Below are 24,561 nucleotides of genomic sequence, written 5' to 3'. Positions count from 1 at the left end.
TGCAGAACATCTGGCAACCATCCGAATTATACTCTCTAACATCCTGCTACACTATTAATAACCGTATCTTCAACCACATTTATGTTCGCAAACGCCATCCGCGCTATCGCTCCCTACATCTCGGAAGTGCTCTCACTCATTGCCAGCAATATCGGCCACAAACTAGGAGAAACCCTCGGCAATAAATCTCAAGAATGGGTAGAATTTCTGATTCCCGATCCCAATCAGATATCCTCCGATTCGACTGAGATAGAGCAAGCAAAACAGAGTTATTCCCAAGAACTGCTCGAATACGCCAAAGCGAAAGATGCCAGAGATAACGAATTGTTAAACCTGACATTAGCACAAACAGCACGCCGCCTTGAGTTGCAGGCACAGGAACAGGAAGACAGACTGAAGCTGGCAGCCTTGCAGCGGGATTTGATGCGGGAATTGCAAGCAAAGGATATTCAGATCAAGCTGGCGGAAATTCAAACGATTTGGGATAAAGATACTTGGTTTTCTAAGTTGAATCGAGAGGAAACTAAGCAGATTTTACTTCAGCAGCAACATCGCCTCTTAATCTTACTATCACCGCCCAAAATTAGCAAGCGATGCCCGGAAACCTTCTGTGAAGATTTGCCCATTGAGATGAGAAGTGTGGGAGATTTTCTCAGACAGCATTATCCTCAACAGGATGTCTTACGCCCAGTTAAGTTTTATAGCGACTATTTCACTGAGTCGATTGGTGATATTGATGTGGAACGCTTACAGCGAATTTTATCTCCGGTTCCTATAGCATTTCTTAGAAAGATGAGGTATAATATAACTGACTTAAACGGAGTGAAAAATATAGAACTTCAAAATGTTATACAGCTCTAATTAAATAGGGCGATCTTCGAGCAGTAGTCCCTCGACCCGCAGCAGTCACTAGAATGACAACTATCTCAAATTTTAGCAAGGATCACGCATTAGTAAAAATGAAAACTTATTCGATTGATTTTAGACAAAAAATTATGGATGTGTACCATAATGAACCGCTGTCACAAAGAGCAATAGCTAACCGTTTTTGTGTAGCCCTAAGTTTTGTCCAAAAATTGGTTAAACAGTATCGTGACACCCAAAACATTGCTCCTCGCACTGAGCGATGTGGAGTCAAATTAAAACTGAATGCAGAACAACTGCTAATTTTAGCGGAATTGATTGAAGCAAACAATGATGCAACTCTCGAAGAACTCCGTTATTTACTGTACCAAAAAATTGGTTTTACCATCAGCGTAGCAACGATGGGAAGAATGGCAAAACTCTTAAACATGACTTTGAAAAAAAAACTCTTTTCCCGTCAGACAAAGGCACTGACAGGGTTCAGAACCTGCGATACGAGTTCTGGCAAAAAATTAGAGAAGTTTGTTTCAAAGACTTAATATTCATTGATGAATGTGGAGTAAACTTGGCAATGGTTAGGTTATATGCTCGATCTCTAAAAGGTTCAAGAGCCAAGGGATCAAAACCGAATAAACGCGGAAGAAATGTCTCAATAATTGGAGCTATATCGGTCAAAGAAGTCCTAACATCAGTTAATTTAATAGGTACAACTGATGCAATTACATTTGAGGCTTTTATTATCCGAAAATTAGTGCCAAAGTTATGGAAAGGTGCTTGTGTAGTCATGGATAATTGTACTATTCATACCGGAGAAGAAGTAGAAAAAGCCATCCAAAAAAAAGGGGCTAAATTAATATACTTGTCGCCCTATTCGCCGGATTTCTCCCCAATTGAAAATTTATGGTCAAAACTTAAAAATATTCTCCGTTCTATCAAGACACCTAATTATAAAGAGTTAGCAAAAGCCATAGAGTTTGCATTTAGTGAAGTTACATCAGCAAATATTTGGAATTGGTTTACTCACTGCTGTTATTGTACCTCACCTTTGTAAGAAATGCTATACTACAATTTTATATAGCGATATCAGCGACTATGCGGTAACTTTCCGCGTCGGGTTTTGGGGATTCCTGAATAATCAGGAAGTCTCCCTGTTTTCTACCAAAGTTTTTGACTGGGAAGAGGCGAAAGATGCACTTTTAGCATCGGGAGTAAGTGAGAAAAAAGCCCTCCGCATCATTCGGCAGTTGATTGTAGCGATTCACAAGTTACTGGCGGGATTTTTAGCAGATTTGTATTATATCAATATTGACCCTAGCTATGAACCTTTGTTATTTAATTTAAAGGATGAATTGGCTGAATATGGATTAGCAGAAGAGTGGGTGAAACCTTATTTTGATATTCTTCAGGATATTCATAGGCGACAGCGAGAAGTGTATGAAGAGGAGTTAAAAAAGCTAGCTGATGCTGAACTACAAGCTTTAGAAGGATTGAGGCAGCGAGAAGTGTATGAACAAGAGTTGAAAAAATTGGCTGAAGCAGAAGCAGCAAAGGTATTCAGGATTAAAGAGCAGAAATGGAGATGTGTACGCACTCTCAAGGGACATTCAGCTTGCGTTACTTCTGTTGCCATCAGCCCGGATGGAGAAACTATTGCGAGTGGCAGTTATGACCGAAAAGTCAAACTATGGAATCTGCAAAAGGGATGGGAAATTCTTACTTTTACTGGGCATTCAGACAGCGTTATTTCTGTTGTTTTTAGCCCGAATGGAGAAACTATGGCAAGTGGCAGTGATGATGAAAGAATTAAACTGTGGGATGTGAAAACTGGACGGGAAATTCTTACTTTTAATGGACATTTAAAGGGTGTAAGCTCTGTGGCTTTCAGCCCGGATCGAGAAACTATTGCAAGTGGCAGTGACGATGAAAAAATTAAACTGTGGAATCTGGAAACTGGACGGAAAATTCTTACTTTTAATGGGCATTCAAAGGGTGTCAACTCTGTGGCTTTCAGCCCGGATGGAGAAATTATTGCGAGTGGTAGTGATGAGGATATCAAACTGTGGAACATAAAAAATGGACGGGAACTTTGCACTCTCACAGGGCATTCAGATTGCATTACTTCTGTTGCTTTCAGCCCGAATGGAGAAACCATTGTGAGTGGCAGTGATGACGGAAAACTCAAACTGTGGAATCTGAAAACTGGACGGGAAACTTTTACTTTTCCTGGTCATTCAAAGTGTATTAATTCTGTGGCTTTTAGCCCGGATGGAGAAACTATTGCAAGTGGCAGCATGGATAATACTATCAAATTGTGGAATCTGAAAATTGGACAGGAAATTTGTACTCTTGCTCGACATGGGCACTGGGTTATTTCTGTCACCTTTAACCCAGATGGAAACACTCTAGTTAGTGGCAGTTGTGATGGGACTATCAAAATTTGGCGGCGTGATGAGTGAACTACTAACAGGGAAAGATGAAAATTATGCTCTGTGCTATTTGCAAGTATGGCCCTACAAAACTTGACTGCGTGAGAAATCAACCGATAAACACTTAAGAAAGGTAATTCAAATGTCAGAAACAATTAATTTTGAGCAAGCAGTGTTAGATAATCTGCGACAGTTGCCAAGGGAGAAACAACAAGAATTGCTCGACTTTGCACAATTCCTCGTGCAAAAAGCGGAACAGAAACAGCAGTTATCCAGCGAAAGTTGTGAGTCTAACAGTTCGTCAATAACCGAACCTACTCTCAAGCTATCACTTAGAGAAATTGCTACCCTGCCAATAGCAGAACGCCATAAAATACTAGCAGCATTTATACCTGCTACAGCCGAAGATTTTTTGACATATCCTGAATTAAGCGAGTTTTCGGTACTCGATGGCGAGGAGTATTTAATTGACCCAGCTACTACTCGCAGCCACGACGCTTTTTTGAAAGGTTACGCACCCGAAGACGAAGGACTTTATGACGACTATTGAGCCTGGTGATTTTTGGGTAGCAAATATTCCCTTTACAAGCGGCGCAGGCTCTAAAAAACGCCCCATACTTTTACTGTGGTTGGATGGCGAGGATGTGGTAGCAGCAGTCGTCACCTCTGCAAAACCCCGCAGCCAAACTGATGTATTTCTTAATGATTGGTCTGTCAGCGGTTTGCGCGTTGCTTCAACAGTGCGTTTGTCTAGATTAGATTGTTTGGAAAAGTCTTTGTTGCTAGCGAAAATCGGGCAATTTTCTCAACCGGATGTAGCAGAAGTGAAACGAGTCTGGGATTTGTACGTTAAGCCTCAATTCTAATGATAGTTCGATCGCCCGCCGCTCAACTGGGCCCTCCCATCCCCCAACAGCCCAACAATACTTAATAAAAAGTTTATAAAACTTACCATTTCGCATAGATTAGAGTTATCCTAGAAAATCCAGCAATCCTGCAAAGCGTCAACCTTCTCGTCACTTATCCAGTGGTTCGATGACTCAAACCCAAAGCACTAAAACCGCCACCCCAACTGCAATTTATTCGTTGACAATTGCTCCCGCCTGTGTATTGCGAGGTCTATCGGCCATCGCACAAGCCGGAGATGCGATCGCCCGTTTCGGAAAGCGGCCGCTAATCGTCGGCGGCAGTAACTCCCTCGCCGCCGCCCAACCCTACCTGCAACCAATCCTCGAACAGCAGCAGTTAAAATCCGCCGAAACAGCATACGGCAAGGATTGCAGCGAAACCAGCCTCGAAACCCTCCGCGCAGCAGCCCAAACCCATCAAGCCGATTTCATCATCGGTGTCGGCGGCGGCAAAGCCTTAGACGCAGCCAAACTCCTCGCCCATCAGTGCAAAATCCCGATCGTCACCATACCCACATCAGCCGCCACCTGTGCCGCTTGGACAGCCCTTTCTAACATTTATTCAGAACAAGGTGCATTCCAATACGATGTCACATTAGCCAGATGTCCCGACTTATTAATACTCGACTACGGCTTAATTCAAACCGCACCACAGCGGACATTAGTAGCAGGAATTGGAGATGCGATCGCCAAATGGTACGAAGCATCAGTCAGCAGCGGACACTCCGAACAAACCCTGATCATTTCCGCCGTTCAACAAGCTAGAATACTGCGCGATATATTATTCCAAAAATCAGCCACCGCCCTCAAAGAACCCGGTAGCGAAACCTGGCAAGAAGTCACAGATGCAGCCGTATTGCTAGCAGGAGTAATCGGCGGAATTGGCGGCGCCCAATGTCGCACCGTCGCCGCCCACGCCGTCCACAACGGCCTAACTCATCTATTAGCAAGTCACGGCACATTGCACGGCGAAAAAGTTGCCTACGGCATTTTAGTACAACTGCGACTAGAAGAAATGCTGCAAAACAATCAACTCGCCGCTAGCGCCAGACAGCAACTGCTAAAATTCTACAGCGAGATTGGATTGCCTCAAACTTTAGACAACCTCGGACTCGGAGACATTACCATCACAGAATTGCAGCGCGCCGCCGATATCGCCTGCAATCCCAATTCCGACATCCACCGACTGCCTTTTAAAGTTGTTCCCCAACAATTAATGGCAGCGATGGTTTCTACCACCGCACCTGTGGGAGAATTAAAGATTAAGAATTAAAACAGTTTGTAGTAAGGACTAAAGTCCTGAAAAGGCTGTGCTAGCAAGGACGAAAGTCCTTACTACAAACCAGGAAAACTGACAACTGACAAAAAATAAATGACCTTGGATTGGATTACCCCTGCTGACAGGTTGCAAAAACTACCGCCCTACGTATTTGCCCGTCTCGACGAACTCAAAGCCCGCGCCCGCGAACAAGGACTCGATTTAATAGACTTAGGAATGGGAAACCCCGACGGTGCCACTCCTCAACCAGTAGTAGAAGCCGCTGTCGCAGCCATCCAAAATTCTGCAAATCACGGCTATCCACCCTTTGAAGGAACTGCCAGTTTTCGCCGTACTATTACTAAATGGTACAGCCGCCGCTACAATGTTGAACTCGATCCAGAAAGCGAAGCATTGCCTTTGTTGGGTTCTAAAGAAGGTTTAGCACATTTTGCGATCGCCTATATCAATCCAGGGGACTTAATATTAGTACCCAGTCCTGCTTATCCCGTATTATTTCGCGGCCCAATTATCGCCGGTGCAAAAGTTCACAACATCCTCCTCAAACCCGAAAATGACTGGGTAATTGACTTAGCCGACATTCCCGACAGCGTAGCCGAACAAGCCAAAATACTCTACTTTAATTATCCCAGTAATCCGACTGGAGCAACTGCACCCCGCGAATTTTACAAAGATATTGTGGCTTTCGCACACAAACATCAAATCTTGCTGGTTCACGATTTGTGTTATGCGGAATTAGCCTTTGACGGCTATCAACCGACAAGTTTATTAGAAATTCCCGGCGGTAAAGAAATCGGCGTCGAATTTCACACGATGTCAAAAACCTACAATATGGCCGGCTGGCGCGTCGGTTTTGTAGTAGGAAATAGCAAAATTATTCAAGGTTTGCGGACATTAAAAACTAACCTAGATTACGGTATATTTTCGGCTTTGCAAACAGCAGCCGAAACAGCACTGCAATTGCCCGATAGTTACTTGCACGAAGTGCAGAATCGTTACAGGACTCGCCGGGATTTCATGGTGGAAGGATTGGCAGAATTAGGGTGGAATATTCCTAAACCTCTGGCTGCAATGTATCTTTGGGTTCCCTGCACTCGCGGCATGAGTTCTACTGATTTTGCCCTGAATGTTTTGCAGCAAACGGGTGTTGTGGTGACTCCTGGCAATGCTTTTGGCCCAGGCGGCGAAGGATATGTGAGAATTAGTTTAATTGCAGATTGCGATCGACTGGGAGAAGCCTTGCGGCGCATGAAACAAGCTAATATTCGATATTAGTCAATAGTCATTAGTCAGTAGTTATTGGTTAGTTGTTATACCAATTTTTTATGAGGCTGCATAGAATCAGATCCCCCCTAGCCCCCCTTAATAAGGGGGGGACAAGATTCCGCTCAAAGTCCCCCTTCTTAAGCTATGCCTTACTCACATCTTTCTTAACAAAGGCGCTCCGGCTCAAGCCGGAGCGACCTCCGGGCGCTCGCTCCCTTGGAGTAGGATTGACAACCAGGAACCGAATCAAGTAAGCCTGAAATTACGGTATCAGAGGCGAGTGAGGAACTATGACGGCAGAATGGGCAGTAGCAGAACTACAATTTGCTTGTTTAGGCGATCGGCGTCGCCAGAAAAGACTGGTGCGAATTGTCTCAGACTTAGCCTCACAGCCCCATGCCACTGTGCCACAAGCATCAGGGGATTGGGCAGCCACCCAAGGGGCTTATGACTTTTGGTCATCTCCACGAGTCTCGTCAGATGCGATTCGCCAAGCCCACCAAAGAAGTACCATCGAACGAATCAAAGTACACCCAATGGTTCTGGCGATTCAGGACACCACAGAACTGAATTTCACCCACCATCCCAGCAAGAAAGGAATGGGACACTTGGATAGTGCCACCAGTCGGGGTCTGAAAGTTCACTCAGTATTTTGTAGCTCTGCCAATGGAGTACCATTAGGAGTGTTGCACCAACAAGTATGGGCGCGAGATCCTGCGACTATTGGTAAGAAGCATTCCAGAAATCAAACCGAAACCAAAGACAAAGAAAGCCAACGTTGGTTAACAGCTCTTGATGCGACCCAGAAGGTGATGCCAGAATCAATTACTGTACTAACGGTAGCCGATCGCGAAGCCGACATCTATGACTTTTTAGCGACTGAAAGACCTGAGAATTCTCAGTTGTTAATTCGCGCCTATCACAACCGTCAAGTCAAGAACTCTGATGGTACAAAAGAAGTAGAGCGACTACAAGGTGCGATCGCCAAAGTACCGATCGCCGGACAACTGGACTTGGAATTGCGAGCTAATCCGCAGCGAGAAGCTCGTAAAGCGACTCTGAACCTGCAGGCTACAACAGTCGAAATTCTACCTCCTCAAAGCCACCCTCACCACCAAAATTTACAGCCGCTGACAGTGCAAGTGATTCTGGCTAGTGAAAACAACCCACCGACCACAGAGAAGCCTGTAAGCTGGTTGTTATTGACCACCTTGCCCATTAATGGTTTCTCTGATCTTGTCCAGTGCTTACGCTGGTACAGTTACCGTTGGTTAATCGAACGCTATCATTACGTTCTTAAAAGTGGATGCGGTTTAGAACAGCTACAATTAGAAACTGCCGAGCGCATCGAACGGGCAATCTCAACCTACACAATTGTGGCATGGCGGTTATTGTGGATGATTTACGAATCTCGTCATCATCCTGAGCTGGGAGGGGACACCATTCTCGAAACCCATGAATGGCAAGCACTTTACTGCACAATTCATGGGACTCCTATCCCTAGTGAATCACCCCCAACTTTAAGTAATTGCATTCGTTGGATTGCAAAATTAGGTGGATTTTTAGGACGTTCATGTGATGGTGAACCGGGTGTCAAGACCCTGTGGCGAGGCTGGCAACGTTTGCATGACATTGCTGGTACATGGAAATTAGTTTCCACCCATTCCCCCCCGGATGTCAAGCCTGATTTTGTTAAGAAAGATGTGAGTAAGGCATAGCTTCTTAAGGGGGATTTAGAGGGGGATCGAGATATGTGCAACTTCACATTAAATTGGTATTATTGGTTATTTGTTGGTGATAATAACCAATTATCAACTGACAACTGACAACTGACTATAAGGTTTTAATTTGTTTAATCACCCAGTCAAAAGTTTCTAGAACTTGCTTGAGATCCGATTCGTCTTGCAAAGTAAACAAAGGCAGACTCGGCGACCTTCTCTCGCCCGGTTCTGTAGGTAGCGACAGACCGATCGAACTTAGCTTACTTCTCAATTCCAGCCAATTTTGTTCCACATTAAAAGGCGGCTGGGAACCATAATTATCAGCAGAAATCTCCATTCTGCCAGCAATATCTACAGTGAATAACTGATAGGGTTTTCTGCCCTTTTGAGGCAATTGAGCGGCGAAACCGCCGTAGGCGTCCCCCGTTCCCCACTGGATTTGAACTTCGGGTTCTTGACTTTTCGCCCACAGGTAAATTGCTTTTGCCATATGCGCCTCGTCCGCGCCTCGTCTAGCTTGGATTTCTGCAAAAAATGAAGATTCATCCCAGCGCCTTCTTTCGCGCGTTGCGCTGGATTTTTTCTGCTGTGCTTCGGCTGTCTGACCGATCACTCTGGGAACCAGCGTTTTTAAACCGTCTTCACTTACATACTGCTTAATTTCCAAGGCCAAAACTTCAACCGGGTCCATTTGTTCGTTGAGAAATTCGACAACTCGGCGCATTTCAGCGGAAATCTCGTCAGCTACAAACACTAAGCGAACTTTACCCGCTTGCAAATTAGTTTTAACCTTCTGCCAAAATCGGTCTTCATTAGCATCCGCACCGAGAAACTCTTCAAAAATCTGTTCAGGATCGCGACCCCGATCGCGACAATTAGCTTCAAACAGAGCAATAATTGAATCGATGGGCCAGTAAAACAACGCATTAGCAGCATAGTCGATCGACTGACCCAAAACTTTTTGCCGCAGTTCGGCATTCGGAGTTCGCCGCACATCCACCAAAGTAGGAACAGCATTTTGGTCGATAAACAAATGATCCAGCGACCACTGTACCGCTGTTTCCTCATCGCTGGCCACTGCTGCTTCCCGCGAAATTAACAGCCACCTGCGCGCCGTCGCGCGATCGATTTGGTCTCCCGCGATCAAATTAGGATAAGTTACTAGCAAGTCTTGTAACTGGTCTTCCGAGTCGTAGGGCTGTTCCATCATTTCTACCAGCCTGTCGTCGTCCTGAATGAGATAAATACCTCCAGCCATGCAAGCCCACCTACTTAATTTTAGATTTTAGATTTTAGATTTTAGATTTCAGGCTTAGTTATTAGTCTTCAGTCTTCAGTCGGCAGTCAATAATTTGTGAAGGCCGAAGGCCTTGGTCAGAATTCAATAAAAATTTGGAAGTCAATAATTTTTATTGTTTGTGAATTCCACCAAAAAAACCTTCTGACTGATGACTGATGACTGATGACTAATCACTAATCACTAATACAACCAGTAAATACTCGCTGTGCCGGCCCAGTCATGTAAATCCGTCCAGAAACTTCTGCCCATTCGATTTCCAAAACGCCACCGGGGAGCTCAACCGCAGTTGCCCGATCGCACTTCCCTACCAACACCCCAGCTACCACAGCAGCACAAGCACCAGTCCCACAAGCTAGAGTAACACCCGCGCCTCTTTCCCACACCCGCATTTTTACATAGTCCGAACGTACCACTTCAATAAATTCCGTATTGGTACGCTGCGGGAATGCTTTGTTGTGCTCGAATTGAGGCCCGACAGTTTCTAAAGCAATAGCCGCAACATCCTCTACAAACGTAATGCAGTGAGGATTACCCATGCTGACACAGGTAACAGACCAAGATTTATCAGCAACTTCGATCGGCACATCTATAGCTTTGGCATCCGCTGCAGCCAAAGTTGTCGGAATTTCCGCAGCCAGCAGCCGGGGAACCCCCATATCCACCTTCACCTGACCGTCCGATCGCAATTCCGGGCTAATCACACCAGCCAGAGTGTGGAGGCGGTACTGAGTTTTCGCCTGTGACCCTTCCAAATCGGCGATAAACTTAGCCAAACAGCGAATCCCGTTGCCGCACATTTCCGGTTCCGAACCATCGGAGTTAAAAATCCGCATCGTATAATCAGTGTCGTTTTGACCCGGAAGAGCAAATATCACACCGTCTGCGCCAATCCCGAAATGTCGATCGCACAAATCCACAGCTTGTTCTGGCGTGATCACCGGTTCTGACGAGTGGCGGTTGTCAATCAGAATAAAATCATTTCCCAGTCCGTGATACTTCGCAAACTCGATCGGCATAAAAACAAACCTCTTTTGGTTAAAACTGATTAGATAATTTGATGACCAAATTACCCATTTCCCACTATTATAAAACTTTATGCAATTTATAGTCCTTTCTAGTAAAATATAAACAAATATAATTTTTATAACTCGCCAGGGATATCTAATTAATGCTGATGTCAATGGCTCACTGAATATCCGTCGAAAAGTAGCGGCCAAGGGGTTTCTCTCTCATCCAGTAGAGGCGCTTGTAATTGCGCCAGTATCGGTTAAACGGTATAAACAGAAGAATATGGTTTAAGGTAATATTTGACTATATTTTTCTGAACTATGTCTGAATTTGAAACCGGATTGCCCAGCGTTCGCTTAATACAAAGCTACATCAAAGACAAACAACAGGTGGAGATCAAACTCCTGACCGGCGACTCACTAGCGGGTAGAATTTTTTGGCAGGATAATAGCTGCATTTGCCTCGTCGATGCCTCAGAAACACAAATTCTGATCTCGCGGCCAGCAATTGCTTATCTCAAACCCAACGGCTGAGGAGACGGGGAGAGTGGGAGAGGGAGACAGTGGAACAAATCTTCCCTCTTCCCTCTTCCCTCTTCCTTCTTCCCTCTTCCCTCTTCCTTCTTCCCTCTTCCTTCTTCCTTCTTCCCTCTTCCTTCTTCCCTCTTCCTTCCCTAATCGCTAAACAGCTTTTCGATGACTTGGGCCTTGACCAAAGGCAGCTTTAAAGCAGGTTGCGGCACCGGTGGTGAGGCCGTCCGCTGCATCAAGCCGAGCTCGTAGAAGCCGCCACACAGCAGCAAACGATCGCCTTCTTGCAAATTCGTAGTTCCGTCGGGCCAGCGAGTAAATTTCCCTTCCCGGCGGATCGCCCGAACCTGCACCCCGTACTGGGCCAGCACATCTACCTCTGACAGTTTTTTGCCCGCCCAAGGGCTGTTTGCTGGCAACCTCAGCCACTGGCAAGAACTGTCGCCCTGCGGCACTGCAACTTCCCCCTTCGCCAGCAACTCAAAACTGATGAGTTCTTCCGGTTCTCCCACTACAAAAAGTCGATCGCCCGACTGCAAAGCTGTCTTCCCGTTGGGATAATCAATTTCCTCGCCATTCTCGCGGACGATCGCCATCACGCTAACGCCTGTCAACTGGCGCAGGTTAGTTTCTTCCAGAGTCATGCTGGCGATGGGAGAACCCGACGGCAAGCTGTACCACTCGCTGTTCATATCTCGAACCGCCACTTTCAAATCCCGCGAAATCGCCAAAGGTTCGCGCGGTGGCCGCAATTCCAGATAGCGGCTGCTGCGAATTTGCTGCACTTCCCGCCCGATCGCCATTGCCGAGATGCCAATACTAGCTAACAAGTGGGCAGACAGTTCTAAACTCGCCTCAAACTCCGGCTGCACGACTTCCCACGCCCCCAGTTGGTAAAGCAGTTCGATGTCTTTATCTTGGTTGGCGCGCACCACAATATCCAAATCCGGGACTAATTCTAAAGCCCGCTTCAGACACAAGCGAGTGCTCATGGGATCGGGAAGGGCGATCGCCATTGCTTTTGCCCGTTCCACCCGGGCGGCTTCCAATACGTGCAAGCTAGCAGCATTCCCGTAAATGTAAGGAATTCCCTGCATTCTGCACTCTTGAATTCTACTTTCTGACTCGTCGATCACCACAACTGAACAGTTGCGGCTTTGCAGCATTTTGACTAAAATTCTGCCGACTCGCCCGTAGCCACAAACCACAACATAATTTTGTTCCGGCAAATTTTCAGCTATTGCTACAGGTTGAGATGTTTCGTCAAAATAGCGCTGCAAAGGCCCGAAATTTTCCGCCCATTTCAATAACTGTGGCACGCTTCTCAACACAAACGGAGTCAGCACGAGGGTGACTGCCGTCGTTCCTAAAATTAACAGGTAAACGTCCCGCGAAACCAGCCCCATAACTTGGCCGGAACTAGCGAGTACAAAGGAGAATTCTCCTATTTGAGCTAAGCCCAAACCTGTGATTAATGCTGTTTTTAACGGATAGCCAAATAGTCGGACGATCGGCGCGATGATCAAGAATTTGCCGACAAATACTATAAATACCAGTCCCAGAATTACTTCTAGATGGTTCCACAGAAACACCGGGTCGATTAACATTCCGATGGTGACAAAAAATAAGGATGCAAAAATATCTCGCAAAGGCTCGACGTAAGTTAGAGTTTGGTCGGCATATTCCACCTCCGAAATCATTAAACCCGCCACAAATGCGCCCATCTCGATCGAAAAACCCAAATATTCTGTCAGTAGCGCAATCCCTAAAGCCAAAACCACAACTCCCAGCAAAAACAGTTCGCGGCTTTCTGTTTTCGCCAGGTAGCGCAGCAACTGGGGTACGAGCCAAATGCCCGCGACTACAGCACCGACAGCAAATAACCCGATCCGCAGCAGGGCCCACGCTACCGTCATGCCGATCTCTTCTGCTGGCTGATTGAGTGCCGGCAAAACTGCTAGCATTAGCCCCAAGGCCAAATCTTGAACTACTAATATTCCCAGCATGACTTGACCGTGGGAAGTACCGCCTTCATTGCGCTCCATCAAGCATTTCAGTACAACTGCTGTCGAAGAAAGCGACAGAATCGCTCCTAAAAACACGCCTTGAGCGGGGGATTCTACCCAGCCTACAGCCAAGGAAATTGCAGTAGTAATGGCGATCGTCAGTACAATTTGCAAGCCCCCCCCGCCCAAACTAATGGTTTTAACTTTCTGGAGTTCGGCGAAAGAAAATTCCACTCCCAAGGCAAATAACAGAAAGGCAACCCCGAATTCAGCCAGGGTGTCTACCTGAATTAATTTTTTAATCAGCCCCAAACCTGCCGGCCCAATTACGATCCCTCCCAGCAGGTAGCCGAGAATTACCGGCTGTCGCAACAGCGATGCAAAGAGTCCTCCTGCTGCGGCAGCAGCGAGAACTACAACTAAGTCAACGATCAGTCGGAAGTCTTCTTGCACAACTTTATGAAAAAAATATAAAGTTATATTATTATAGTGTCTAATGTGTTGATTATGTTTAGTGGGTTGACTATAGTTGAGAAACCAGCACAACGGCCACCCTTGACCCAGGTATTTTCTCATGGCACAGAGTTCAACTCCTCACAAAAAGCTTAACCTCTTGCAAGTTTATCGAGGGATTGCGGCTGTATTAGTGGTAATGTTTCACCTCAACGAGATGAGCGCCGAGAGATTAAATCAAGTTACTTTTTTTAATTTATTTCAGGCTGGGTGGAGCGGTGTTGATTACTTTTTTGTATTGAGCGGTTTTATTATGGTGTACGTTCACCGATCGGCGATCGGTAAAAAAGACCAGTTAAAATCGTTTTTAGTCAAACGTGGCGTGCGAATTTACCCCATCTACTGGATAATTACTCTAACAGTTTTGTGTTTCTTTCTCGTAATTCCCGGTTTTGCTAACAATAAAGATTTAAGTTTGGGACAGCTAATTTTGTCGCTGCTCTTGATTCCTCAAAAGGACAAGCCCATTCTCGATGTAGGTTGGACTTTAATTTACGAAATATATTTTTATATATTATTCAGCATAGCTATTTGGCTGAAACCCAAACATTCTGCGCCTATACTTTCGGCTTGGTTATTGGTAACGATTTTAAATTCTTGTAAACTTATAAACTTTCCCAAATCTTTTTTCTTGCTAAATCAAGTATTTGGCAATATGAATCTAGAATTTGTTTTGGGCTGCTTGGCTGCCTATATTGTGATTAAATATAATAATAAGATCAGCAAGTACAGGTGGATATTATTTGGAATAGCAAATGTAGGATATGTTATTTTAGGAATGTTCGTCGCATGGGGAAACACAGACTTGGAGCGCGTCACTACTTTTGCAGTGCTAGCAGCTTTGTTAATCATTGCTGCCACTTCCATAGACCTCAAGGATTCCCCAAAACTTCCTGCTTTTTTAATTTTCTTGGGAGATGCCTCATACTCGATATTTTTAACCCACGGGCCGCTGATTTCAGCAAGTACAAAAATTCTGCAAAAGGCGAATTTAGGAAAATATTTTGACGGTTTCTTTGCTCCGGCTCTACTGGCATTGTTCGCCGTAGTTTTCGGTTGTATATTCTACTCTCTGATAGAAAAACCATTAACAGTTTTTCTGCGGAAAAATATTGTTGAAAAAATGTTTCGTCCCAAAGTACAAGGCGGAATTTAAAAAATCCGAAGGTTAGCCACCCTTGGAAGCTAAGAATTCGGATACTGTCTGCTGTGAAATTAATCTCCTTCTAACGGGTTATTGTTAGTTTCGGACTCCCAAGCCTAAACTGTGATTTTATTCCTCAAAAACCCACTCAGTTGAGATATTTGAACTCTATAGTGACAAGCCCTCGGATGCCCCAGATTATGGGGATTATGCACAGCCATCTCTATGCACTGGCGATCGAGTCAATTGCCATTGAACGTCTGATTGTGTCCAGCCAGGAAAGTCAAACTGACGAGAATTAGGTGAAAGCTGCCGTAGCACCTGTAAAGACTGCGCTAGAGGCGATCGAGTCCCTAAGTGTAAAACACCCGTATTAGCTCGGTCACGAACTGAGTAGGGCCGATTTCTACCTAATTCCGGTCTTCACCTGCCTATCGCAGACCCCAGAGTACGAAGCAACGATCGCTCAAACTCCGAAACTGCGGACTTGGTGGAATGAAGTCAGTCAACTTCCCAGTGTCAAGAAAGTCTGTACTTGACATCTGTGCATTTTATAACTCACGGGTTTACAACCATGCCGCATTTATTTGAGCCCTTCGATCAACGTGGCGTTAGCTTCCGCAATCGCATTGCAGTTTCTCCCATGTGTCAATATTCAAGCGTTGATGGATTCGCGAATGATTGGCATCTGGTTCATCTCGTCAGTCGAGCCGTAGGAGGGGCAGGGCTTGTCATGACTGAAGCAGCGGCAGTAGAGCCTGAAGGACGAATTACGCCGCAAGATTTGGGAATCTGGCAAGATGCTCACATTGAAATGTTGGCGCGAATCGTCGAGTTAATTCACAGCAACGGTGCGGTTGCTGGAATTCAACTTGCTCATGCAGGTCGAAAAGCCAGTACAGCACCTCCGTGGGATGGCGGGGATGTGCTTTCGGAATCTCACGGAGGATGGACTTCGATCGCCCCTAGCGCCATTCCATTTGCTCCCGATAGCCCCGCCCCAGTCGCTCTGAGTATCGAAGACATTCAAAAGTTGACGGCATCCTTTGTCAACGCAGCTCAACGCGCCCTCGAAGCCGGATTTGACGTAATAGAGATTCATGCCGCTCACGGCTACCTACTGCATGAATTTATGTCTCCCTTGAGCAATCAACGGACTGATGACTATGGTGGCACTTTTGAGAATCGCATCCGGTTTTTATGTGAAGTCGTAGAAGCGGTGCGAAATGTTTTGCCGGATCAAACACCGCTTTGGGTTCGCATCTCTGCAACCGATTGGGTTCCAAATGGTTGGGACATTGAACAAAGTATTGTACTCAGCTATAAATTAAAGTCACTGGGCGTTGATTTAATCGATTGTTCTTCAGGCGCAATTGTACCGGGTGAAAAGATTCCGACGGGTGCAGGTTATCAAACTACCTTTGCTGAGAGCATTCGACGCTCCGCGAACATCGCCACCGGAGCAGTTGGTATGATTACTGCACCCGCCCAAGCCGATCACATCATCCGTACAGGTCAAGCAGATATGGTATTACTTGCCAGAGAACTGCTGCGCGATCCTTATTGGCCGATGCGGGCTGCGAAGCAACTACGTCAATCCGTGCCTGCTCCAATTCAATACGATCGCGCTTGGTAATTAAGCGAATTTGCGATCGATTTTAGGTGAGCCGATTTAATCAATTAACAGGAGTGAATATGTCTGAAATTCAAAACAAAGTTGTCATCATTACAGGAGCAAGTAGCGGTTTAGGTGAAGCCACCGCTCATCGTTTAGCCGCCAGCGGAGCCAAACTGATGCTTGCTGCCCGCCGCGAAGATAGACTCAAGGACTTGGTGGCTGCAATCGAAAAAACAGGTGGCACCGTTGCCTATCGAGTCACCGATGTTGCCGATCGCGCCCAAGTGCAAGCATTGGCGGACGCAACCCTTGAAACCTATGGACGCATTGATGTGCTGGTCAACAATGCGGGTTTAATGCCACTGTCTCCCCTTGACCAGATTAAGGTCGATGAGTGGGATCAAATGATTGATGTCAACATTAAAGGCGTACTTTACGGCATCGCAGCAGTGCTGCCGACTATGCGCCAACAGAAGTCTGGCCACGTAATCAACTTGTCATCTGTTGCAGGACACAAAGTATTTCCGGCGGGGGCAGTTTACTGTGCTACCAAATATGCGGTGCGAGCGATTTCCGAAGGGCTGCGGCTGGAGTCAAACGGTGAAATTCGTTCTACCAACATTTCACCCGGTGCGGTTGCGACTGAGTTAACCAGTACCATCACTCATGGTGATACGGCATCAGGGGTGGATCAGTTGTATTCAGTCGCCATTGATGCGGATGCGATCGCCCGGGCGATTGCCTATGCCATTGAGCAGCCCGGTGATGTGGATGTCAACGAAATGATCATCCGTCCGACTCGTCAGGAGTTGTGAAGTTGCGCGCTTGAGAGTCGATCGACTCAACTGAATTTAACCTAACGGCTGAACTGGAGACCGAATGGCTGGTGAAAAGCACTACATTCGAGGTTGCACAGGTAAGCCGTTACTGCTGATTCATAGTTTGGCCCGAAGCTGGCGATCGGGGCATCCCATCCTCAACGAGCTCGCTGCTAAACAGGATCAGCTTGCTTACGAAGAACTCCGCAAGGCGCGTCGGTGGGTTCGATCGCACATCCCCTCGCGATCAGTTGGCACTTCCAATCTGTTTGTCGGAGGGCATGGTTGTGTCGATCGCACCTTCCCCCGTCAAACCCAACAATCTAATCAATATCGCAACCATAATATCGGATAATTGTAAAGCAATTCACCGAGCCAAAAGCATGAGTATTGACCAATTAAACACAGACTACGGCATTGCCGGCCACCTCACCTTCGCCACCGGAAACGGTGGTTTCCCGATGATTCACATCGACAACGGTCAAGCCAAAGCCTTAATTTCTGTGTATTCCGGTCAAGTGCTCTCCTTTCAACCAGCCACCGAAGCCACAGACTTGATGTTCGTCAGCGACAAAGCCTACTACGCCGAAGGGAAAGCCATCAAAGGCGGTATACCCATCTGTTGGCCCTGGTTTGGCCCAGATCCCGAAGCCTTGGGGCGTCCGAGTCATGGGTTTGTGCGGAATCGCCTCTGGAATGTGCTCGAAACCGCCACAACCCCAGATGGCGCAACCCAAGTCACTCTAGGACTCAAGGATACCGATGAAACTAGAGCAATTTGGCCCCAAGCCTTTGAACTGGCGATCGCAATTACGATCGGCACCAGCCTCACTGTAGAATTAATCACCCGCAATCTAGGCGACAAAGCATTTCCCCTCACCCAAGCTTTGCACACCTATTTCCAAGTCGGCGATATCAACCGCGTGCAGGTTTTAGGCTTAGAAAATAGCCAGTATCTTGATAAAGCTGATGGTGGTGTGGAAAAAACTCAAGTGGGTGCAGTGGTAGTAACAGGTGAAGTCGATCGCATTTATCTGGATGTCACCAATGAATTAGTCATTGACGATAGCGCCCTCAATCGCCGGATTCGCATTAAATCGTCTGGTAGTAAATCCGTCGTAGTGTGGAATCCCTGGGTGACAATTTCTGCAAATATGGCCGACCTTGATGATGCAGATTATCAGCGTTTACTCTGCGTAGAAACGACCAATGCAGCTACAGATATTGTGGAAGTTCCCCCTCATGGTGAGTTCCGCTTGCAGGCAATTTACAGCGTTGAACGCGACTAAGGAATTAGAGCTTAATCTTAGCGGTGATGGGGCAAAAATTCTCAGTAAGCTGTTCAACATTTCAATTGGATATTTTTGGCGTAGCTGAAATCCCATCCACAAGACTGGGATTGTTTCTTTAAATACAACTTAAATGCCGATTAGCTGATTGAATTGAAAAACTCTGTCACCCTAATGACTAATAATACCAAATCCCCAATTTCTCCCCTGTTTATTTCTGAGTCCGCGAAAGACGTTCGGCTAAGCTGACTCGAACCGTATAGCCACAGAAAAAACTTTGTATGATCGGTTTCAAGCGCCGACTCCGATCTTTTTACTTACCATCAATTATTATGCAAATCTTCAACTGGACAAAACTTCAAAATGGCTCAGACATTCGCGGTATCGCCCTCGAAGGCGTTCCCAATGAAACAGTCAACCTAACGCCCGAAATTGCGACAATCTTAGGTAAATCCTTTGTCAGTTGGCTGGTGCAAAAAGTCAATAAGCCAGCGGCAGAATTAACGATCGCGATCGGGCGTGACAGTCGCCTATCAGGGCCAACCTTAATGCAAGCAGTCATGGAGGGAATCGTCTCAGTTGGTGCAACCGTGTACGACTTTGAAATGGCCTCCACCCCCGCCATGTTTATGAGTACCATTACCCCTGGTTTTGATTGCAACGGCGCGATTATGCTCACTGCTAGCCATTTGCCATTTAATCGAAATGGCTTAAAGTTTTTCACGGCCAAAGGTGGGTTACAAAAGCAGGATATTACAGATATCTTAACACTAGCCCAAAGCAATTACTTTGAGCCAGCCGCCTCGCCCGGTAAGATTACAAAGCATGATTTTATCTCAGTTTATGCTAACCAATTTGTCACCAAGATTAGGGAATCAGTCAATCATCCCGATAATTTTGAGGAACCACTAACAGGACTAAAAATTGTTGTGGATGCAGGCAATGGTGCTGGCGGTTTTTATGTTGATAAAGTCTTAAAACCTTTAGGTGCAGACACTACGGGCAGTCAGTTTTTAGAACCAGATGGTACTTTCCCGAATCATGTGCCAAATCCCGAAGATAAACAGGCAATGCAGTCAATTGGTCAAGCGGTAATTGAACACCAAGCTGATTTTGGGATTATTTTTGATACCGATGTCGATCGCAGCGCAGCCGTCGATCAAGTGGGCAAGGAACTCAATCGCAATCGCTTAATTGCCTTGATTTCTGCGATCGTCTTAAAAGAACATCCAGGCTCTACCATTGTTACCGATTCTATCACCTCCGATGGCTTGACACAATTCATCGAACAGGATCTAAAAGGGATTCACCATCGCTTTAAACGAGGCTACAAAAATGTGATTGACGAGTCGATTCGCCTCAATGAAGCCGGACAGGAATCATGGCTGGCGATTGAAACCTCTGGACATGGAGCTTTGAAAGAAAATTACTTTTTGGATGATGGCGCTTATTTGGTCAGCAAATTATTGATTGAATTGGCTAAGTCAAAGCTAGCAAATCAATCTTTGCCAGATTTAATTGCGAATTTAAAAGAACCCGAAGAAAGTGCAGAATTTAGGATTAAACTTGGTGTAGATGATTTCAAGGCTCACGGCGAGCGCGTTATTGAACAACTGCAAGAATTTGTCTCAACCCAAGCAGACTGGAAAATAGTTCCCAATAACTACGAAGGTTTGCGAATTTCCTGCACCTCAGCTAGCGAATCCGGCTGGTTTCTGTTACGCTTATCACTCCACGATCCCGTAATGCCTTTGAATGTGGAGTCGAATGTTAAGGGTGGTGTCGCTCACATAGTGGCTCGGCTTTTAACTTTTTTCCAAACAACAGAATCCCTTGATTTGTCGGCACTATTGAGCTAACTTTCACTGTCGTCAGACTATTAGTAAACCAAACCCAAGGAGTAATTTAATTATGTGGCGTTTAACCATAAAATGTTCTGCTGAAAGCTGGGAGATCCATTCCAAAACTTTCAAAGCGATTGCTGCCAAATATCCTGCCACGCTTCTTTCTTCCAAAAAGATGAAAGGTGATGCTCAACGCATCATGGAATATCAGCTTGAGGATGTGAATGAGGTAGAGGAATTTATAGAAGAATGCTTAACCTTAAATGGCTTCACCGGTACCTTTGAATCTCTATAATTCTAGGTGATAGATTATAGCCCTTCTCTATTTTTATCTCCTACCATTTTAGATGTGAGATTAAAAACTTGGTAATTAATACTATAATCCGGCTACAATAAGTAAGCTGTTGTGCGTTTAAGTTGGGTGTTGAGCGCGGGCATCCTGTCCACGTCACAAAAGTTAAAATTTATTTTACTATCCAATTTAAAGGCGGATTAGCTTAGAGATTGCGACGAATTTTTAGAAAAGTGAACGGCTAAGAAATAATTAATTTAACAGCCGACAAGTTAAAAAAAAATTGGTAAAAACAGCGAAATAAAACTAATAGTAATTTTTAAAAGTTATTCAACCGTAGCCCGATAAAATATAATCCCATCCGCTTATAGATGAAGAGTGTTTATAGCAATCCTTGCAGGAGTAGTAAATTTTTTACCCCACCCAACCCTCCCCGAACCCGCTCTGAGAAAGTAAGAAACTCACAAATGATGCGAGGATTGCTATATGTTAAAACTTCGCCTCTCGTGGATTTGTGTTGTAAACAGTAGTGTGAGAGTCTGGCTCAAGCGGGCTTGCCTTCTGGGACTGCGGTAATTTTTATGATTATTATCACCTGAAGTTAAGTATTTATTTAAGTTAGTCTCTTATATCAAATCCGCCCTTCATCGGAATTATTCATCTCTCTTCCCTTCCTCTGTCTTCTCTGCGTCCTCTGTGGTTTAATCATTCCGATATAATCGGAATTGATGTCCTATCCAAATTTTTGAGTTTCCCAAGCTTTTTACCTAGGGCTGTTTCTATCGACCGATTGAGGATTGCTATAGTTAGTCTAGATAGTTGAAAATATCTCAGCGAGAGAAAGGTTAAGGACAGCTAGTGATGGTAATGACTGTAAATCGAGACAATTGCGGGCTAAGTACGGAAATAATTACAGGTCGGATTTTGCGGTGGGGGCAGTTGAAAGCCAACAAGCTAACCGCCAGTTCGATCGGGGGAATTGTTGCTGGCCTTCTAAGTTTTGCCCTGCCGGTACAAGCTTTGCAGGTAGTTGTGACGCCGCAAAATCCCCAACTGGGAGATACCCTGTCAGTAATAATTCAGGTTGATGGTAACGGCGGGGAAAATCCCAAAGTGTCTCTACAGCAAAAAAACTACCCCGCGTTTCCCATCGGCAACGGCCGCTTTCGGGCCTTGCTACCGACGACGCCGCTAGAGAAACCCGGTGCCCGCCTTCTTCAAGTCGCAGGTGACGGACAAGTGCAGAAATTGAGCGTACAAGTTCGATCGCGCAATTTTCCCACTCAATCTATCTGGCTACCGCCTGGGAAAGACAGCGAAGGTACAGATGCCGAATTCGATCGCGTAGACGCATTTAAAGCATTGGTGACACCCGAAAAATTTTGGGATGGCAAATTGTTGCGCCCCAACTCCGGCGAAATTACTACTATTTATGGGGTGCGACGTTATTATAATGGGGTATTTGCTCAAGACTACTACCATCGCGGCGTTGATTACGCGGGTGCTTACGGTTCCCCTGTAGTCGCACCAGCAGCAGGTCGCGTGTCTCTAGTGGGACGCGAATCGCAAGGCTTCAAAATTCACGGGAACGTGGTTGGTATCGACCACGGTCAGGGGGTAGCAAGTATTTTGATGCACCTCAGCCGGATTGAGGTCAAGGAGGGCGATGTGGTGAAAGCTGGTCAAGTAATTGGTACTCTAGGGTCAACAGGGGCTTCTACAGGCCCTCACCTACATTGGGGACTTTACGTGCATGGGCAGTCCGTCGATCCTGTACCTTGGCGGCTTCAGGGAGTTGAGTAGGAGTTTTTACAGGTTTTGACGGATTTATCAGTCAATTATGGGGTAAGTTTGTGGCGGGGGTGTGCAGATAACTTTATGGGTTATCAGTATTGAGTTAGGATTTGTATAAAATTTCTCAACTCAACCCTCCAAACTCGAATCTCAAGACGCTAACAATCGCGTCTTAACAAAACTTTATTGATGATGCCGTTGAGTGGGGACGCATATATGAGTATTGAAAAAATTGTTGAACAGGCTTTGCAGGATGGCTATTTAACGCCGTCTATGGAAGCTGAGGTGGGACGGATCTGCAATACGGCTTCGGAATTGTCGATCGAAGAGTACATGGCTCTCGATCGTCTGATGGGATCTTTGTTGACTGGCGAAGTTGTGGTTCTGCCACGCAAACAGTTCATCAACGTGATGGAAGAATTGGTGCTGAGCGAGGCGATCGCTAGGGTGGCCGAAATTGAGGCGACGAGCGACCTAAGTCTGGATGTGGGAGATATTGCAGCTTATGCTTTAAATAGGCTGCCACCTCTGTACGCTACGACGGAAGAGGGAGCTCACTTTCAAAGGGCTAGGGCTAAAGAGCAACTTCACGATTTGATTTCCAAAGAAGTCAACGCAGCGATCGCCCGCAACTTGGATCGCCCTGACACCCCAAACCCCACAGCTTTGGGCAAGTCTTCGGGAAACGAAGTTCTTTCACAGCTAAGCACTTGGCTGCAAGCCAACGCCACTAATTTTGAGCCACAGCCTTAGTACCACCCCAACACCTCTATTTTGATTAAGTCGATCCCGCTCAATTCAGAAAGCGGGATTTTTAGTTTCTGAGTCAGCAAGATTCATCTGAAGACCGAAGCCAGAAGGCACAAGACCGAAGCCAGAATTCAAGAAAAAAAATTAAAATTTAAGAGTTTTCTTTATTTGTTACATCAAATAAAAAATCCCCTCTTCCTTCTTCCCTCTTCCTCCTTCCCTCTTCCTTCTTCCCTCAAACGATTAATTGTTGCTGTCAGAAGAGTCTGCCGAAGGGCCAGCGATAACTTGTGTTTCTCGCTTTTCGCGTTTTTTCCGTTCCGCTTGGATGACATCTTGAAGCACTATTCGCGCTTGAGCCATTTTTTCCAAATTGCTGCGGTACAAATCTAAATCTTTGCTAACTTTGTCTTCTGGGAGGTGCAATGCCGCGCTGACTTTGGCGATCGCGTTGTTTCGCGTTTCTTGGTCTTTTACCAAATTAGGGTCAGCTTTTTCTAATAGCGAGAACAAACCGATCGCGAACAAGCGGCTGTACTTAAATTGAGGGTTGCTGGCGATCGCCCCTAAAGACGCTTGCAAATCTGCTGTATCTCCATAGCTGGTCGAGCGATCGATCCACGAGAGCAACTCTTGCCCGGAAAGTCTATCTGCCAAGCTTTCCAATCGCTGAGCGTCTTGCTTGTAGCGCTCTGGATCGTCTTCTAGGGACTTGCACAAAGCGTTAAAAATCGAAACTCTGTCTGCTTCTGGGGCGTACCCAAGCATGAATCGATCGAAAGCTGTGACTACACCCAAAGCATAAATCGGGTCGTATTGAAAATCGGCATTCGCCGAAAGCAAGTGCATTTCTACCATCAACTCTTCCACCACTCGACGGTAAATTGAGTTGATCGGTCGAGTGTGAATCGTATAGAAACTTCGCTTAGTATCTGAAACAGTACGGTTATTGTTCACCTGAGTCTTATAGATAAATAATTTTGCCGTAGCGGGCGTGCCAGCGCGGCGTGAGTAAAGTCGGGGAGTCAATTTTGCGATCGGGCTGACAAAGATTGCCAGTTTTTTAAGCGTTGCCGCCTCCCTGCGAGACAAAATTTTATCAAAAAGATTTTACGCGCGATCGGCAGCAACAATTAATATGTCGCAATAGGAGGGTAAAACCCCAGTATCTTTACAATCATAGCTCTTCTG

23 protein-coding genes are annotated in these 24,561 nt (G+C 45.8%); 19 read left to right on the top strand and 4 right to left on the bottom strand.

The window, feature by feature from the left end:
• Nucleotides 1-81: 81 nt before the first annotated feature.
• From D0A37_RS22305 to D0A37_RS22270, 8 genes are all read left to right on the top strand, one after another.
• Nucleotides 82-861, top strand: coding sequence for a hypothetical protein (locus tag D0A37_RS22305; RefSeq protein ID WP_242717625.1), 780 nt, complete (start codon nucleotides 82-84; stop codon nucleotides 859-861).
• 98 nt (nucleotides 862-959) lie between these two features.
• A protein-coding gene (locus tag D0A37_RS22300; RefSeq protein WP_242715677.1) for an IS630 family transposase occupies nucleotides 960-1,915 on the top strand; the annotation gives its coding sequence in 2 pieces (ribosomal slippage) (nucleotides 960-1,293 and nucleotides 1,293-1,915; 957 coding nt in all).
• A complete protein-coding gene (locus D0A37_RS22295; protein WP_242717623.1) occupies nucleotides 1,848-3,320 on the top strand; it encodes a WD40 repeat domain-containing protein in 1,473 nt (490 codons plus the stop codon). The genes D0A37_RS22300 and D0A37_RS22295 overlap by 68 nt, the downstream gene beginning before the upstream one ends.
• A 112-nt stretch (nucleotides 3,321-3,432) precedes the next feature.
• Complete coding sequence (locus tag D0A37_RS22290; protein WP_242717621.1) at nucleotides 3,433-3,840, top strand: DUF2281 domain-containing protein; 408 nt, start codon at nucleotides 3,433-3,435, stop codon at nucleotides 3,838-3,840.
• A complete protein-coding gene (locus D0A37_RS22285; RefSeq protein WP_242717620.1) occupies nucleotides 3,827-4,156 on the top strand; it encodes a type II toxin-antitoxin system PemK/MazF family toxin in 330 nt (109 codons plus the stop codon). The genes D0A37_RS22290 and D0A37_RS22285 overlap by 14 nt, the downstream gene beginning before the upstream one ends.
• A gap of 169 nt (nucleotides 4,157-4,325) precedes the next feature.
• Nucleotides 4,326-5,471, top strand: coding sequence for an iron-containing alcohol dehydrogenase family protein (locus tag D0A37_RS22280; RefSeq protein WP_242717619.1), 1,146 nt, complete (start codon nucleotides 4,326-4,328; stop codon nucleotides 5,469-5,471).
• 99 nt (nucleotides 5,472-5,570) lie between these two features.
• A complete protein-coding gene (locus tag D0A37_RS22275; protein WP_242717618.1) occupies nucleotides 5,571-6,752 on the top strand; it encodes an aspartate aminotransferase in 1,182 nt (393 codons plus the stop codon).
• 281 nt (nucleotides 6,753-7,033) lie between these two features.
• On the top strand, nucleotides 7,034-8,461 hold the full coding sequence (locus tag D0A37_RS22270; RefSeq protein WP_242715793.1) for an IS4 family transposase: 1,428 nt from the start codon (nucleotides 7,034-7,036) through the stop codon (nucleotides 8,459-8,461).
• A gap of 115 nt (nucleotides 8,462-8,576) precedes the next feature.
• On the opposite strand, the gene D0A37_RS22265 is transcribed toward D0A37_RS22270, so the two are convergent.
• Complete coding sequence (locus D0A37_RS22265) at nucleotides 8,577-9,722, bottom strand: hypothetical protein (protein WP_242717617.1); 1,146 nt, start codon at nucleotides 9,720-9,722, stop codon at nucleotides 8,577-8,579.
• A gap of 215 nt (nucleotides 9,723-9,937) precedes the next feature.
• A complete protein-coding gene (gene dapF / locus D0A37_RS22260; protein WP_242717616.1) occupies nucleotides 9,938-10,780 on the bottom strand; it encodes a diaminopimelate epimerase in 843 nt (280 codons plus the stop codon).
• Nucleotides 10,781-11,092: 312 nt separating this feature from the next.
• Between dapF and D0A37_RS22255 the strand changes: the two genes are divergently transcribed.
• Nucleotides 11,093-11,305, top strand: a complete 213-nt coding sequence (locus D0A37_RS22255) for an Hfq-related RNA-binding protein (RefSeq protein WP_242717615.1) — start codon at nucleotides 11,093-11,095, stop codon at nucleotides 11,303-11,305.
• 140 nt (nucleotides 11,306-11,445) lie between these two features.
• On the opposite strand, the gene D0A37_RS22250 is transcribed toward D0A37_RS22255, so the two are convergent.
• Nucleotides 11,446-13,761, bottom strand: a complete 2,316-nt coding sequence (locus D0A37_RS22250) for a cation:proton antiporter domain-containing protein (RefSeq protein ID WP_242717613.1) — start codon at nucleotides 13,759-13,761, stop codon at nucleotides 11,446-11,448.
• 121 nt (nucleotides 13,762-13,882) lie between these two features.
• On the opposite strand from D0A37_RS22250, the gene D0A37_RS22245 reads away from it, so the two are divergent.
• From D0A37_RS22245 to D0A37_RS22200, 10 genes are all read left to right on the top strand, one after another.
• Nucleotides 13,883-14,977, top strand: a complete 1,095-nt coding sequence (locus D0A37_RS22245) for an acyltransferase family protein (protein ID WP_242717611.1) — start codon at nucleotides 13,883-13,885, stop codon at nucleotides 14,975-14,977.
• 377 nt (nucleotides 14,978-15,354) lie between these two features.
• Entirely contained in the window at nucleotides 15,355-15,504 is a 150-nt protein-coding gene (locus D0A37_RS22240; protein ID WP_445242557.1) for a hypothetical protein, read from the top strand.
• A 35-nt stretch (nucleotides 15,505-15,539) separates the two neighbouring features.
• Nucleotides 15,540-16,601 (top strand): NADH:flavin oxidoreductase/NADH oxidase, encoded by a 1,062-nt coding sequence (locus tag D0A37_RS22235; protein ID WP_242717609.1) that lies wholly within the window; start codon nucleotides 15,540-15,542, stop codon nucleotides 16,599-16,601.
• A 59-nt stretch (nucleotides 16,602-16,660) separates the two neighbouring features.
• On the top strand, nucleotides 16,661-17,398 hold the full coding sequence (locus D0A37_RS22230) for an SDR family oxidoreductase (protein WP_242717607.1): 738 nt from the start codon (nucleotides 16,661-16,663) through the stop codon (nucleotides 17,396-17,398).
• Between the two features lie 64 nt (nucleotides 17,399-17,462).
• Nucleotides 17,463-17,756, top strand: a complete 294-nt coding sequence (locus D0A37_RS22225; RefSeq protein WP_242717605.1) for a hypothetical protein — start codon at nucleotides 17,463-17,465, stop codon at nucleotides 17,754-17,756.
• Between the two features lie 28 nt (nucleotides 17,757-17,784).
• Nucleotides 17,785-18,690: a D-hexose-6-phosphate mutarotase gene (locus D0A37_RS22220; protein ID WP_242717603.1), complete on the top strand. Its 906-nt coding sequence runs from the start codon at nucleotides 17,785-17,787 to the stop codon at nucleotides 18,688-18,690.
• 332 nt (nucleotides 18,691-19,022) lie between these two features.
• Nucleotides 19,023-20,549, top strand: a complete 1,527-nt coding sequence (locus tag D0A37_RS22215; RefSeq protein WP_242717601.1) for a phosphomannomutase/phosphoglucomutase — start codon at nucleotides 19,023-19,025, stop codon at nucleotides 20,547-20,549.
• Between the two features lie 52 nt (nucleotides 20,550-20,601).
• Nucleotides 20,602-20,829 (top strand): hypothetical protein, encoded by a 228-nt coding sequence (locus D0A37_RS22210; RefSeq protein ID WP_242717599.1) that lies wholly within the window; start codon nucleotides 20,602-20,604, stop codon nucleotides 20,827-20,829.
• An 858-nt stretch (nucleotides 20,830-21,687) separates the two neighbouring features.
• The gene (locus D0A37_RS22205) at nucleotides 21,688-22,629 is read left to right on the top strand and encodes a M23 family metallopeptidase (RefSeq protein WP_242717597.1); all 942 of its coding nucleotides are present in this window, start codon (nucleotides 21,688-21,690) and stop codon (nucleotides 22,627-22,629) included.
• Nucleotides 22,630-22,836: 207 nt separating this feature from the next.
• Nucleotides 22,837-23,373, top strand: a complete 537-nt coding sequence (locus tag D0A37_RS22200) for a late competence development ComFB family protein (protein WP_242717595.1) — start codon at nucleotides 22,837-22,839, stop codon at nucleotides 23,371-23,373.
• A gap of 240 nt (nucleotides 23,374-23,613) precedes the next feature.
• On the opposite strand, the gene psb29 is transcribed toward D0A37_RS22200, so the two are convergent.
• Nucleotides 23,614-24,327, bottom strand: a complete 714-nt coding sequence (gene psb29, locus D0A37_RS22195; protein WP_242725698.1) for a photosystem II biogenesis protein Psp29 — start codon at nucleotides 24,325-24,327, stop codon at nucleotides 23,614-23,616.
• Nucleotides 24,328-24,561 lie beyond the last annotated feature (234 nt).

This window comes from Microcoleus vaginatus HSN003 (assembly GCF_022701255.1).
GTDB lineage: Bacteria > Cyanobacteriota > Cyanobacteriia > Cyanobacteriales > Microcoleaceae > Microcoleus > Microcoleus vaginatus_B.
The sequence above is the reverse complement of the archived record's forward strand: the minus strand, read 5'-3'. Positions and strand labels throughout refer to the sequence as shown.

Bases quoted from the DNA above. Each gene is read 5' to 3' on its own strand.
- D0A37_RS22210 (WP_242717599.1), top strand. From the start codon at position 20,602: ATGTGGCGTTTAACCATAAAATGTTCTGCTGAAAGCTGGGAGATCCAT.
- D0A37_RS22200 (WP_242717595.1), top strand. From the start codon at position 22,837: ATGAGTATTGAAAAAATTGTTGAACAGGCTTTGCAGGATGGCTATTTA.
- D0A37_RS22290 (WP_242717621.1), top strand. From the start codon at position 3,433: ATGTCAGAAACAATTAATTTTGAGCAAGCAGTGTTAGATAATCTGCGA.
- D0A37_RS22220 (WP_242717603.1), top strand. From the start codon at position 17,785: ATGAGTATTGACCAATTAAACACAGACTACGGCATTGCCGGCCACCTC.
- D0A37_RS22215 (WP_242717601.1), top strand. From the start codon at position 19,023: ATGCAAATCTTCAACTGGACAAAACTTCAAAATGGCTCAGACATTCGC.
- D0A37_RS22205 (WP_242717597.1), top strand. From the start codon at position 21,688: ATGGTAATGACTGTAAATCGAGACAATTGCGGGCTAAGTACGGAAATA.
- D0A37_RS22275 (WP_242717618.1), top strand. From the start codon at position 5,571: ATGACCTTGGATTGGATTACCCCTGCTGACAGGTTGCAAAAACTACCG.
- D0A37_RS22270 (WP_242715793.1), top strand. From the start codon at position 7,034: ATGACGGCAGAATGGGCAGTAGCAGAACTACAATTTGCTTGTTTAGGC.
- D0A37_RS22285 (WP_242717620.1), top strand. From the start codon at position 3,827: ATGACGACTATTGAGCCTGGTGATTTTTGGGTAGCAAATATTCCCTTT.
- D0A37_RS22230 (WP_242717607.1), top strand. From the start codon at position 16,661: ATGTCTGAAATTCAAAACAAAGTTGTCATCATTACAGGAGCAAGTAGC.
- D0A37_RS22245 (WP_242717611.1), top strand. From the start codon at position 13,883: ATGGCACAGAGTTCAACTCCTCACAAAAAGCTTAACCTCTTGCAAGTT.
- D0A37_RS22225 (WP_242717605.1), top strand. From the start codon at position 17,463: ATGGCTGGTGAAAAGCACTACATTCGAGGTTGCACAGGTAAGCCGTTA.
- D0A37_RS22280 (WP_242717619.1), top strand. From the start codon at position 4,326: ATGACTCAAACCCAAAGCACTAAAACCGCCACCCCAACTGCAATTTAT.
- D0A37_RS22235 (WP_242717609.1), top strand. From the start codon at position 15,540: ATGCCGCATTTATTTGAGCCCTTCGATCAACGTGGCGTTAGCTTCCGC.
- D0A37_RS22265 (WP_242717617.1), bottom strand. From the start codon at position 9,722: ATGGCTGGAGGTATTTATCTCATTCAGGACGACGACAGGCTGGTAGAA.
- D0A37_RS22305 (WP_242717625.1), top strand. From the start codon at position 82: ATGTTCGCAAACGCCATCCGCGCTATCGCTCCCTACATCTCGGAAGTG.
- D0A37_RS22255 (WP_242717615.1), top strand. From the start codon at position 11,093: ATGTCTGAATTTGAAACCGGATTGCCCAGCGTTCGCTTAATACAAAGC.
- dapF (WP_242717616.1), bottom strand. From the start codon at position 10,780: ATGCCGATCGAGTTTGCGAAGTATCACGGACTGGGAAATGATTTTATT.